Source organism: Actinomadura graeca (genome assembly GCF_019175365.1).
Taxonomy (GTDB): domain Bacteria; phylum Actinomycetota; class Actinomycetes; order Streptosporangiales; family Streptosporangiaceae; genus Spirillospora; species Spirillospora graeca.
On the sequence record NZ_CP059572.1, the window covers coordinates 5,067,041 to 5,079,280 of the forward strand.

Below are 12,240 nucleotides of genomic sequence, written 5' to 3' on the forward strand. Positions count from 1 at the left end.
ATTCCCGGGAACCGTTCCCCGGCGGCACCGCCGCTATCCGGGGGGCCGCTCCCGCCCATTCTGGGGAAGCAGGAGGAGGGCACGCGCCTTTTCGGCGGCGGCGGTGCGGGTACGGGCGCCGAGTTTGCGGAGGACGGCCGAGACGTGGTGGGCGACGGTGCGTTCGGACAGGTGCAGCGCGGCGGCGATCTCGCGATTGGTGGCGCCCTCGGCAACCCAGATGAGGACCTGCTGCTCGCGCGCCGTTAACCCGGCCGGATGAGCGCGGGTGGACGGACGGGGGCCCCGCGGGGTGGGCGCGCCCCGGGCGGTCCGCTCGCGCGCGAAGGCGCGGGCGGCCGCGCCGGCGCCGAGGCGCTGGAGGGCGCCGATCGCCTCGCGGGCCGAGGTGGGGTCGCCGGGCAGCGCGGCCAGGGCCGCCTCGTACGGGGCCTTGAGCCGCTGCCAGGCGTGGACGGCGCCGTTCCAGTCCCCGGCGAGCTCCAGGCGGACGGGCGCGGGCAGGCCGTTGTGCGAAGGCGGCGGCTGCCCGCCGCGCATGGCCCAGAGGGCGAGCTCACCCGCCACGCGGGGGATCTGCCTGACCCCCGGGTGCGTCAGCCCGGAGCGGACGTGGGCGAGGAGGGCGTCGCGGTCGCCGCGCAACCAGGCCGCCTCGGCGAGCGCCGCCTCCACCCACGGCAGCCGGTAGGTGTCGCCGGACTCGGCGAGCGCCGCGCGCGCCCGGGTCAGCAGACCCTCGGCGTCATGCCCGCGGCGCAGCTCGGCCGTCGCCTGGACGGCCGGTGCCAGGCACGCCTCCATGAGCGGGGTGCACTGGGCCCTGACCGCCCACTCGGCGGCCTCGGGCAGATGCCCCTGGTCGAGGAGGCTGCGGGCGAGGCAGCCGGCGGCGAGGTCGCGGGCGCGGGGGGCCTGGATCTCCTCGAAGAAGGCGAGGGCCTCGGCGAGGGTCGTCTCGATCCGGACGTGGTCGCGGTTGAGGGAGGCCACGATGAACGCCACCGCGTACCCGCGGACGGCCTCGAAGTGCCAGCCCTCGGCACGGCAGCGCCGCAGGCAGTCGGTGAGCGTGCCGTCGTCGGCGTGGCCCCGGAACCCCCGCGCGTGGGCGAGGCCGATCATCACGTCCACGCAGACCTGGTCCAGCCCGGCCTCGGCGGCGTGCCGTAACGCGACCGGGGCGTGCTCGATCCCGGCCGCCGGATCGAGCCCGCAGCCCTCGATCGCGACCAGCCCCGCCCAGGCGCGGGCCAGCTCGGCGGCGTCGCCGTCCTCCAGGAGCCTGATCGCCTCCAGCAGCACGCGCCGGGCGTCCTGCCAGCGGTCGAACTCCCACAAAGGCTGGTTGAGCAGCCGCAGCGCGCGGCCCTGGATCGAGCGGTCCCGCAGCCGCCTGCCTAGCGCCGCCGCCTCCTCCAGCGCGGCGGCGGACCGCTCGGGACGTCCCGCGAGCCACCCGGCGTGGCCGAACCCGATCAGCAGCTCGGCGCGTTCGGCGGCCGGCGCCTCGTGCGCGAGGGCGCGCTCGTACTGCTTCGCCGCGTCGGCGTGGCACCCGAGCCGCTGCGCCTCCCGCGCCGCGCACATGGCATGCCGGACGGTCTCCCGCCCGAGCCCGGCCCGCTCGGCGTGGTGCGCCAGCCGCGCGTGCTCCGGCTCCCCCTCGGCGCGCAGCGCGTCCACCACCCGCGCGTGAAGGGCGGTGCGCCGCGCGGGCGGGAGCGACTCCTCCACCGCCTGGCGGGTGAGGTCGTGCTGGAAGGCGACCTTGCCCGCCCCCGCGTCCACGAGGACGCCGTGCGCCAGGCACTGCTCCAGCGATCCGCGCGCCCCCGGCGCCACCTTCTCCAGGAGCGCGAGCGTGATCACCTGGCCGATCACGGCGGCCGCCTCGACCGTGTGCCGGGCCCGCTCCTCCAGGCGCGCCATCCGCGCCCGCGTCGCGTCGCGCACCGACCGCGGCGGCTCGCCGAGCGCGGCCACCGCCTCCACCACGAGGAAGGGGTTCCCGCCGGTGACGGCGAACAGCCGCGGCGCGTCCAGCCCGGCGGGCGCGGCGAGCCGCGCGACGGCCGCCTCGGACAGGCGGGCCAGCCGGAGCCGGGGGACGGCCGCCAGATCGCCGACCAGGATCGCCAGCTGGGGATGGGCGCCGAGCCCGTCGTCGCGGTAGGTGGCGAGGAGCGTCACCGGGAGCGAGCGGACGGTCCGCGCCAGCAGGCGCACCACGTCCAGCGTCGCGGCGTCCGCCCACTGCAGGTCCTCGATCACCACGACGGCCGGACCGGCCCGGCCGAGCGCCGCGGTCAGGTCACCGGCCAGCACCCGCCGGTCGCCGTCGCCGAGCCCGGACGTGCCGGCGCCGGTCGCCTCCAGCAGGGCGCGCACCGGGGCCAGCGGCACCGGGACCGACAGTGGCTCGCAGCCCGTCACGATGAAGCGGACGCGGCGCCCGAGGCGGTCCCGCAGGGCCGTGACCAGCGACGTCTTCCCGATCCCGGCCTCGCCGGAGACCAGGACGAGCGTGCCCCGGGCCTCCTTCACGCACGCCACGATCTGTCCCAGGCGGGACAATTCGCGCTCGCGTTCCAGGAGCAGCACGTCCGCATGCTAGTGCGATCAAGGCGACCGCGTCCCTCCCCGTCCGGTGGCGGCCACCGCCGGAAGGGGGGCGTCATCTTTCCTCCCCGGAAGGGTTGCCCGTCGCGCGACGGCAGGCTAACGTTCGGCTATCCGATAGGAAAGTTTCCTATCCGATGGAGCTCCCATGCCACGCTCCCCGCCCCGCCGCCCGCCGCGCCCCGGCCGTCTCACCGAGGGCCGGCGGACCCGCCTCCCGGACCTTGCCCGGCCCCCCGCCAGGGCTCTCCCGGCCGCCGCCAGCCGGCGGCCGCGCAGAAACCCGTCCCACCCCAACGCAAGGAACCCCCGCATGAAGACTTCAAGGCGCAGGTACGCCGCGGCCGCGGCGGGCCTGGTGATCTCCCCCGCCGTCGCCGTCCTGCTCCCCGCGGCGACCGCCCTCGCCCACGGCTACGTCTCCGCGCCCCCGAGCCGGCAGGCGCAGTGCGCGCAGAAGACCGTGCAGTGCGGACAGATCCAGTACGAGCCGCAAAGCGTCGAAGGGCCGAAGGGCCTGCGCAGTTGCAGCGGCGGCAACGGACGCTTCTCCGACCTCGACGACGACGGCAAGGCGTGGAAGGCCGCCACCGTCGGCAAGTCGGTCACCTTCACCTGGACGTTCACCGCGAAACACCCGTCCCGTGACTACGAGTACTACATCGGCAACACCCGCGTCGGGATGTTCAAGGGCGACCGGTCCTCGCTCGTGGCGCACACGGTGGACCTGAGCGCGTTCACCGGACGCCAGAAGGTGCTGGCGATCTGGAACATCGCCGACACCGCCAACGCCTTCTACGCCTGCATCGACCTAGAGGTCCAGTGATGGCGGACCGGACGGGCCCCCGAAGGGGTGATCAGGTGCGACGTGCCGTGACCCTGCTCGGCGCCGCGCTGCTCTCGGCGGCGGCGGTTCCGGCCGCGCTGCCCGCGCCGCCCGCATCCGCCGCGGAGTGCGCGACGGTGCGGGACTGCGACGGGCCGTCCGTCCGGCAGTCCTCCGCGGACTTCGTGGTGAGCGAGTCCCAGTTCACGAGCATGTTCCCGAACCGGAACGCCTTCTACACCTACGGCGGCCTGACCGCGGCGATGACGTCCTATCCGGGATTCGCCAACACCGGAAGCGACACCGTCAAAAAGCAGGAGGCCGCCGCCTTCCTCGCCAACGTCAACCACGAGACCGGCGGTCTCGTCCATATCGTCGAGCAGAACAAGGACAACTACCCGCACTATTGCGACGCCGGTCAGCCCTATGGCTGCCCGGCGGGACGCGCCGCCTACTACGGGCGCGGACCCATCCAGCTGAGCTGGAACTTCAACTACAAGGCCGCAGGGGACGCCCTCAAAATCGACCTGCTGAACAACCCGTACCTCGTGGAACGGGACGCGGCGGTGTCGTGGAAGAGCGCCCTCTGGTACTGGATGACCCAGAAGGGCCCGGGGACCATGACCGGGCACGACGCGATGGTCAACAGCCGCGGATTCGGCCAGACGATCCGCAGCATCAACGGTGCCTTGGAATGCGACGGCAGGAATCCCGCCCAGGTGCAGAGCAGGGTGGACGCGTACAAGCGTTTCACCCAGCTTCTCGGCGTGGCTCCCGGCGCCGACCTGACCTGCTGACGCATTCCCCGCGATGGCCCCCGGCATCCCCCGGCGACAAGGATGCCGGGGGCCCCGCACCGTCAACGCCGGCTCTCCGCCCCCTCGCGCCGCGCCGTCACCGACGACGCCACGGCGACCGACCCCCACAGCGGCGCCGCGACCGAGACATGCCTGATCAGCGCGGAACCGATCGCCGCGTCAAATAACTGGTCGCATCCACTGAACCGGTCATCACGGTCAGCAGGACGAGCAGCGCGGGCAGCGGTCCGCGATCGCGAGCTTCGGGCACCCGTCCATTCTCACGACCCACCAGGAAGGGCCGCGGAACGGCATCGGCGCGACGGCCGCAGACTTTGCCCGGCCTTTCCCGGGACGAAGTGATCGGCGGTGATCACGGCCGTGATGATGGCCCTATGCCACGGCAAGCACATGGGCCCCGCGTCCCGCCCGCGCGCCGGAGAACGCGGTGACCTCCCTGGAGGAGCGGTGGCATCGGGGACCGCCGCCCGCCCGTCCGAGGACGTCCAAGGGACGCCTCGTCGCGTCCTGGTTCTCCTCCACCGACCACAAGGTGATCGGGTACCTCTACCTCATCAGCTCGTGCACGTTCTTCCTGGTCGGCGGCGTGCTCGCGATGATCATCCGGGCCGAGCTGCTCGAACCCGGCCGCCAGCTGGTGAGCAACGAGCAGTTCAACCAGATGTTCACCATCCACGGCACGTTGCTCGTCCAGCACTGGCTCGGCGCCTGGGGAATGCCGCGGCGCTACGCCGACTACCCCGACCTGTTCACCACCCTGAACCAGGTCTCCTCGATCTGCTCCTTCGTCCTCGGCGCCTCGACCCTCCCCTTCTTCCTCAACATCTACGTCACCCGGAAGAAGGGCAGGAAACTGGCGGTGGACGACCCGTGGGGCAGCGGCAACTCACTTGAATGGGCCACCTCCTGCCCCCCGCCGCGCCACAACTTCGACGCCATCCTCCGCATCCGCTCGGAACGCCCCGCCTTCGACCTGCACCACCCCCGCCTCGGCACCGACGAGGCCCTCGCCGCGGCCGGAGCCACCAAGGCGAGGGACTGATCCGATGCGCCGCCCGGCATCCCTTCTCTGGACCTGCGCGTCCGGCCTCCTGGCAGCGCACATTCTCTACAGGCTGAGCGCCGGAGACCACGTCCACACGGCCGTCCTGATCCTGGCCGCCTGCTTGGCCGTCCTCCTGTTCCGCCACGCCACCACCCGCACCAAACCCCTCAAGCAAGCCACCCCCCGTCCCCCGCGCCCAAGCTGGCTCCCCCTCATAGCCGCCGCCACAATCGCCCTCCTAGTCCTAACCCTCGCCCTAACCTGACCCCCCACCGCATCCCACGCGCCACTCCGTCCCCCGCGTCGAAAACCGCCCCATCGCCCCCTCGGCTTCGATCGCGTATCGCGGTGTCCTGGTCCGGGATTACGTTCACCCCCATGTCGCCGCGCTGGCCTCCGAGGTCGTCGACGACTTCCTGTCCGCGGGGCGGGTACTCCCGGAACTCGCCCGTGGGAAGACCGCCGTGCCCGACCCGAAGCCCGAATGGCTGGACGAGGCCATTTCCGAGTACCGGGACAACATGCTGCCGGGCGATCCGCCGATGCTGGCGGCCTTGGAGCGCCTGGGGCAGCGGCCGTTCGCGGGGAGCAGATGAGACGTGAGAACCGAATGGGGCGAGAGCGTCGCGGAGCCCCTCGGCGGTGGCCGGGACGGCCCGCGCGTCTACATCGTCCACAACGCCGCGCTGGAGGACCTTCTCTTCGACCGCAACCTCACCGGAGTCGGCTTCCGGCGCGCATGCCTGCGCTGTAGCCGGTACTTCGTCGGCCACCTGGCCGACGAGTGCCCGCCCGAGGACACCGCCGAGTTGATGATCCTCAGCAAGGGCCTGGTCTACCAGCTCGGTGAGGCGATGGCGGCGGAGACCGGCCGCACGCTTCCCACCAACATGATCGCGACATCGCGCGCCGACGTCTCCCCTGACACCGCGCGGATCGATGTGCCGTACACCTGCTTCGACGCGCCCGCCGACGTCCTGATCATCGGAGACACCGTCGCGTCCGGGGCCACGATCGTCGCGGCGCTCGGCCGGTGCCTCGACGCCCACCCGCTCCGGCGCGTCTACGTCGTCTCGTACGCCGGGACGTTGCTCGGAGCGGCCAGGATCGCGAAGTTCTGCGTGCGCCACGAGGTCGAGCCGACGTTCCTGTTCGGCCTGGCCGCGTTCGGGCTCGGCGACAACGGGTTCGACCTGGCGTTCCTGCATCCGGACACGATCACGCGCAGCAGGTGCACGAGCGCGCGGCCTACGAGCACGCCCTGCGGTGACCCCGCACCGACCGCACCACCGAGCCGTGAGGCAGGCGTAGAGCGCGCGATCGGGGGAAAGTGGGGTTGGATTCTTGACTCGTTCAAGAAAGTGAGCCAGCCTTGGCTGCGTGGCATCGACCATGGACTTCCGGCAGATGCTGCGCGGGGCCGCGCTGCGGGTCACCCGGCCACGGGTGGCGGTGCTGGAGGCGGTTCACGCGCATCCGCACGCTGACACGGAGTCGATCCTCGGTGCCGTGCGCAGGGATCTTCCGAAGGTGTCCCACCAGGCCGTGTACGACTCGCTGCACACGCTGACGGCGGCGGGTCTGGTGCGGCGGATCCAGCCGTCGGGCTTCGTGGCGCGCTACGAGTCGCGGGTGGGGGACAACCATCATCACATCGTGTGCCGGACGTGCGGTGTCATCGCCGACGCCGACTGCGCCGTGGGGGAGGCGCCCTGCCTGACCGCGTCCGACGACAGCGGCTTCTCGATCGACGAGGCCGAGGTCATCTACTGGGGCCTGTGCCCTGAGTGCTCCACCGACCAGAAAATCTGATCCCCCCGTTTAGCCCTGGAAGGATCCCCATGTCGGAAAACAACGAGTCAGTCGTCTACGACACGAACGAGGCAGGTGCCGGCGGGTGTCCGGTGGCGCACAACCGCGCTCCGCACCCCACCCAGGGCGGCGGCAACCGGGGCTGGTGGCCTGAGCGGCTCAACCTGCGGCTCCTCGCCAAGAACCCGGCCGAGACGAACCCGCTGGACGAGGGGTTCGACTACGCCGAGGCGTTCAGCGGGCTGGACCTCGGTGCCGTGAAGCGGGACATCGCGGAGGTGCTGACCTCCTCGCAGGACTGGTGGCCCGCCGACTTCGGCAACTACGGGCCGTTCATGATCCGGATGGCGTGGCACAGCGCGGGCACCTACCGGATCAGCGACGGACGCGGCGGGGCCGGGTCGGGGCAGCAGCGGTTCGCGCCGCTCAACAGCTGGCCCGACAACGCCAGCCTCGACAAGGCGCGCCGGCTGCTGTGGCCGGTGAAGAAGAAGTACGGGCAGCAGATCTCGTGGGCCGACCTGCTGATCCTGACCGGCAACGTCGCCCTGGAGACGATGGGCCTCAAGACCTTCGGCTACGCCGGTGGACGCGAGGACGTGTGGGAGGCCGAGGAGGACGTCTTCTGGGGGCCCGAGACGACGTGGCTCGGCGACGAGCGGTACAGCGGTGACCGGGAGCTGGAGAGTCCGCTGGGCGCGGTGCAGATGGGGCTCATCTACGTCAACCCGGAGGGCCCGAACGGCAACCCGGACCCGATCGCGGCGGCCCGGGACATCCGCGAGACGTTCCGCCGCATGGCGATGAACGACGAGGAGACGGTCGCGCTGATCGCCGGGGGCCACACCTTCGGCAAGACGCACGGCGCGGGCCCGGCCGACAACGTCGGCCCCGAGCCCGAGGGGGCGCCGCTGGAGCAGCAGGGTCTCGGCTGGAAGAGCGGCTACGGCACCGGCAAGGGCGGGGACGCGATCACCAGCGGCCTTGAGGGCATCTGGACGAACACGCCGACCACCTGGGACAACACGTTCTTCGACATCCTGTTCGGCTACGAGTGGGAGCTGTTCAAGAGCCCCGCGGGCGCCCACCAGTGGCGGCCGAAGGACGGCGCGGGCGCCGGGACCGTCCCCGACCCGCACGACCCGTCGAAGCGCCACGCGCCGACGATGCTCACGACCGACCTGTCGCTCCGGTTCGACCCGATCTACGAGCCGATCTCGCGGCGTTTCCACCAGGACCCCGACGCGTTCGCGGACGCGTTCGCGCGCGCGTGGTTCAAGCTGACCCACCGCGACATGGGCCCGGTCGAGCGCTACCTCGGCCCGGAGGTCCCGTCCGAGACGCTGGTGTGGCAGGACCCCGTCCCGGCGGTCGACCACGAGCTCGTCGACGCCCTGGACGTCGCCGCCCTGAAGTCCCGGATCATCGACTCGGGGCTGTCGATCTCCTACCTGGTCTCCGTCGCGTGGGCGTCGGCCTCGACGTTCCGGGGCGGCGACAAGCGCGGCGGCGCCAACGGCGCGCGCATCCGCTTCGAGCCGCAGAGCGGCTGGGAGGTCAACAACCCCGACGAGCTGGCGACGGTGCTGGGCGTCCTGGAGGGGATCCAGGAGGAGTTCAACACCGCGCAGACCGGCGGCAAGCGGATCTCGCTCGCGGACCTGATCGTGCTCGGCGGGTGCGCGGCGATCGAGCAGGCGGCCCGTGCCGCCGGCCACGAGGTCGAGGTGCCGTTCACGCCGGGACGCACGGACGCGACGCTGGAGCAGACCGACGTGGAGTCCTTCGCCGTGTTCGAGCCGGCGGCGGACGGGTTCCGCAACTACGTCGGCAAGGGCCAGACGCTGCCCGCCGAGTACCTGCTGGTCGACCGGGCGAACCTGCTGACCCTGAGCGCGCCCGAGATGACCGTCCTCGTCGGCGGGCTGCGGGTGCTGGGGGCGAACTACCAGCACTCGACGCTCGGCGTCCTCACCGACCGGCCCGGGGCGCTGACCAACGACTTCTTCGTGAACCTGCTCGACATGGGGACGACGTGGCGGCCGGCGTCCGGGGACGACCAGACCTACGAGGGCCTCGACGCGTCGGGCGAGGTCAGGTGGACGGGCAGCCGCGTCGACCTGGTGTTCGGCGCGAACTCCGAGTTGCGCGCGCTCGCGGAGGTCTACGCCAGTGACGACGCCGGGCAGAAGTTCGTGCGCGACTTCGTCGCGGCGTGGGACAAGGTGATGAACCTCGACCGGTTCGACCTGACCCGCCGCTGATCCAGGGGCGTCCGGGCCGGTCCGCAGGGACCGGCCCGGACGTCTGCCGGACGTCGGCCGGCGGCCGGGGATCAGGCGGTTTCCGGGCGGCAATTCGGGCACAGGCCCCAGAAGGTGACGTCGGCCTCGTCGACGAGGTAGCCGGCGTCGTCCACGGCCTCCAGGCAGGGCGGATGCCCGACGGCGCAGTCGACGTCCTTGACCGCCCCGCAGTTCCGGCACACCAGGTGGTGGTGGTTGTCGCCGACGCGTCCCTCGTAGCGGGCCGGGCTCCCGGCCGGTTCGATGCGGCGCAGCAGGCCCGCCGCGGTGAGCGCGTGGAGCGCCTCGTACACGGCCTGGAGGGAGATGTGGCCGACGCGGTCGCGCACGCCTCCGGCGACGGCCTCGGCCTCCAGGTGGTCGCCCTCCCGGACGGTCTCCAGCAGTGCCACCCGCGCGGCCGTCACCCGCAGGCCGACGGCGCGCAGCTCGTCGGCGGTGGTGGGGGTCCGGGGTGCGGTCATGGCGCCGAACCTGCCTTCGTGGACGCGGACGATTCGAACGTCGGACGCCGTAAGTGTAAGTCAGGATCCAATTCGGCCGGTTCCGCGGACCGGGCGCCGGGCGCCGGGCGTGCGGACGCGGCGGGCCGAGGTGACCGGCTGTGGCGCGATTGGCCGGGAATAAAGAATTAGATTCACGTATAGATGGCGGGAAAACGCCACCGGAGTGGATTCGGGCGATCATAGGCGGTCCGCCGAGTAGACTCCGGCCATGACCCGATTGGGGACACCCCGCAGGTCCAGGGACATCGGCGCCGGGTCCGCGGCGCGCGGGCGCGGTGACAATGGCGCCGGTGCCTTTCATCTTCACTTCGATGACGGTTCGTGATATGGAGCCCGGCGGGAATTCCCGGCTGAGGTTCGGCGTGCTCGGCCCGCTCGTGGTGCACCGGGGCGGCGAGCCCGTCCCGGTCGGGGCGGCCAAGCAGCGGTCGCTGCTCGCCGCGCTGCTGCTGCGCGCCGGGCGGTCGGTGTCGGTCGACGAGCTGGCCGAGTGCGTCTGGGCGGACGAGACGCCCCGGCGGATGGTGTCGACGCTGCGCGTGTACCTCATGCGGCTGCGGCGGCTCCTGGGCGAGCCGGAGCTGATCGAGACCACGTCGACCGGGTACGTGCTGCGGATCCGGGACGAGGACCTCGACCTCGGCAGGTTCGAGGATCTCGCGGCGCGGGGCACGGCGGCCGCGGAGCGGGGCGAGCTGGACACCGCCGTCGCGTTGTTCGACCGGGCACTGGCCGAGTGGCGCGGCCCGGCCCTCGCGGACGTCGACTCCGAGCTCCTCCACCGGGTCGAGGCGCCCCGGCTCCAGGACCGCGAGCTGGACGTCGAGGCCGCGAGGAACGACGCCGTGCTGCGCAAGGGCGGGCACCGCGACCTCGTCGGGCCGTTGCGGAAGCTGACGGAGCAGCACCCGCTCCGCGAGCGGTTCTGGGCCCAGCTCATGCTCGCGCTGTACCGGTCGGGTGGCCGGGACGAGGCGCTGGAGGCGTACCACAACCTGCGCGGCCTGCTCGCCGAGCGGCTCGGCATCGACCCCGGGCCGGAGGCGGAGGGCCTCCACGCGGCGATCCTCGCCCGCGATCCGGCGCTCGAACCGCCGCCCGCCGCGCGGGAGCCGACGCCGTCCCAGGTGGCGCCGGTGGTCGCCGACTTCGTGGGCCGCGACGCCGAGGCGGAGACGATCATCGGGCTGCTCGACGCGGGCGCCACGAACGCGACCATGCCCGTGGTGACGGTGTGCGGGCCGCCCGGGGTCGGGAAGACGGCGCTGGCGTCGTACGTGGCGCGGCGGTGCCGGGCGCGGTTCCCCGGCGGGCAGCTGTTCGCCGACCTGCGCGGGCACTCGTCCGGCGCGCCGCGTCCGACGGCCTCGGTCCTCGCCGGGTTCCTGCGGGCGCTCGGCGTGCCGCCCGGCGAGGTCCCCGCCGACCAGGACGAGTGCGCCGCCCTCTACCGGACGCTGCTAGACGGCCGGCGGGTGCTGGTGGTGCTCGACGGCGTCGCCTCCGCCGAGGAGGTCAGGCCGCTGCTGCCGGGCGCCCCCGGCTGCGCGGTGCTGGTGACGAGCCGGCAGGAGCTGCGCGGCCTGATCGTGACCAACGACGCGCGGCTGGTGCCGCTGGGGGTCCTCGATCCGGACGCGGCGTTCGGGCTGCTGGCCCGGATCCTGGGCGAGGACGTCGTCGCGGCGCGGCCCGGCGCCGTCGAGCGGCTGGCGGAGATGTGCGGCCACCTGCCGCTGGCGCTGCGGATGGCGGCGGCGACGCTGGTCGGCCGCCCGCAGGCCGACGTGGACGCCTACGTCCGCGGGTTCCGTCCCGGCGACCTGCTGGCCGGGCTCAACGCCGAGGGCGACGAGGTGGCCACCCGGGCGGCGTTCGACCTGTCCTACGCCGAGCTCCCGCCTCCGCTCCAGGCGACGTTCCGGCTGGTGGGGCGGCTTCCCGGCCCCGACTTCACGCCGGAGGCGGTGGCGGCGCTGGCGGGTGTGCCCGTCGTGGTGGCGGCGCGGCATCTGGAGCGGCTCGCGAAGGCCAACCTGCTGCAACGCAGGCCCGGCGGCCGGTACCACGTCCACGACCTGCTGCGCGACTACGCGCTGCTGCGCCAGGCCGAGAAGGCCCGCGACGAGCAGGCGCGGGCGGATGCCGCCGGCTGCCCGCCGGGCGCCCGCGCGCGCCGGTCGTCCCGCGCCCTGAGGCTCCGGGAAACGGGCATGCCGCGCGTCACCTTGGGACGTTGCTGCCCGAGTTAGACGCGGGATCGCGGAATTCATCATGATCTTGCGGTTGTCTCCGGTGTCTTTCT

The 12,240-nt window shown here is 72.8% G+C and carries 9 protein-coding genes and 1 pseudogene; 8 read left to right on the top strand and 2 right to left on the bottom strand.

The annotated features are described in order from the left end of the window. Window positions 1–33: 33 nt before the first annotated feature. Window positions 34–2,604 carry an ATP-binding protein gene (locus AGRA3207_RS22620; protein ID WP_231329042.1) on the bottom strand — a complete coding sequence of 857 codons (2,571 nt, stop codon included), beginning with the start codon at window positions 2,602–2,604 and terminating at the stop codon, window positions 34–36. A gap of 331 nt (window positions 2,605–2,935) precedes the next feature. Between AGRA3207_RS22620 and AGRA3207_RS22625 the strand changes: the two genes are divergently transcribed. The 7 genes and pseudogenes from AGRA3207_RS22625 to katG all read left to right on the top strand — a co-directional run bounded on the left by AGRA3207_RS22625 (window position 2,936) and on the right by katG (window position 9,387). Beyond that, window positions 2,936–3,448 (top strand): lytic polysaccharide monooxygenase auxiliary activity family 9 protein, encoded by a 513-nt coding sequence (locus AGRA3207_RS22625; protein ID WP_231329043.1) that lies wholly within the window; start codon window positions 2,936–2,938, stop codon window positions 3,446–3,448. Window positions 3,449–3,483: 35 nt separating this feature from the next. Further along, a complete protein-coding gene (locus AGRA3207_RS22630; protein WP_231329044.1) occupies window positions 3,484–4,245 on the top strand; it encodes a chitinase in 762 nt (253 codons plus the stop codon). A gap of 694 nt (window positions 4,246–4,939) precedes the next feature. Next, window positions 4,940–5,308, top strand: a pseudogene (locus AGRA3207_RS22635) (aa3-type cytochrome oxidase subunit I); the annotation flags it as partial. 467 nt (window positions 5,309–5,775) lie between these two features. Continuing rightward, entirely contained in the window at window positions 5,776–5,907 is a 132-nt protein-coding gene (locus tag AGRA3207_RS39890) for a hypothetical protein (RefSeq protein ID WP_273699665.1), read from the top strand. Window positions 5,908–5,910: 3 nt separating this feature from the next. Continuing rightward, the gene (locus tag AGRA3207_RS22640; RefSeq protein ID WP_231329045.1) at window positions 5,911–6,798 is read left to right on the top strand and encodes a hypothetical protein; all 888 of its coding nucleotides are present in this window, start codon (window positions 5,911–5,913) and stop codon (window positions 6,796–6,798) included. Continuing rightward, window positions 6,719–7,123 carry a Fur family transcriptional regulator gene (locus AGRA3207_RS22645; protein ID WP_273700064.1) on the top strand — a complete coding sequence of 135 codons (405 nt, stop codon included), beginning with the start codon at window positions 6,719–6,721 and terminating at the stop codon, window positions 7,121–7,123. The genes AGRA3207_RS22640 and AGRA3207_RS22645 overlap by 80 nt, the downstream gene beginning before the upstream one ends. 29 nt (window positions 7,124–7,152) lie before the next feature. Then, window positions 7,153–9,387 (top strand): catalase/peroxidase HPI, encoded by a 2,235-nt coding sequence (gene katG, locus AGRA3207_RS22650; RefSeq protein WP_231329046.1) that lies wholly within the window; start codon window positions 7,153–7,155, stop codon window positions 9,385–9,387. A gap of 71 nt (window positions 9,388–9,458) precedes the next feature. Here the strand turns inward: katG and AGRA3207_RS22655 are convergent, their stop codons facing one another. Beyond that, window positions 9,459–9,893, bottom strand: coding sequence for a Fur family transcriptional regulator (locus AGRA3207_RS22655; protein ID WP_231329047.1), 435 nt, complete (start codon window positions 9,891–9,893; stop codon window positions 9,459–9,461). Window positions 9,894–10,246: 353 nt separating this feature from the next. On the opposite strand from AGRA3207_RS22655, the gene AGRA3207_RS22660 reads away from it, so the two are divergent. Continuing rightward, the gene (locus AGRA3207_RS22660) at window positions 10,247–12,187 is read left to right on the top strand and encodes an AfsR/SARP family transcriptional regulator (protein WP_231329048.1); all 1,941 of its coding nucleotides are present in this window, start codon (window positions 10,247–10,249) and stop codon (window positions 12,185–12,187) included. The last annotated feature ends 53 nt before the right edge of the window (window positions 12,188–12,240 follow it).

Coding starts and splice junctions, on each gene's coding strand:
- AGRA3207_RS22660 (WP_231329048.1), top strand. CDS start 10,247: ATGACGGTTCGTGATATGGAGCCCGGCGGGAATTCCCGGCTGAGGTTC.
- AGRA3207_RS22645 (WP_273700064.1), top strand. CDS start 6,719: ATGCTGCGCGGGGCCGCGCTGCGGGTCACCCGGCCACGGGTGGCGGTG.
- AGRA3207_RS22625 (WP_231329043.1), top strand. CDS start 2,936: ATGAAGACTTCAAGGCGCAGGTACGCCGCGGCCGCGGCGGGCCTGGTG.
- katG (WP_231329046.1), top strand. CDS start 7,153: ATGTCGGAAAACAACGAGTCAGTCGTCTACGACACGAACGAGGCAGGT.
- AGRA3207_RS22655 (WP_231329047.1), bottom strand. CDS start 9,893: ATGACCGCACCCCGGACCCCCACCACCGCCGACGAGCTGCGCGCCGTC.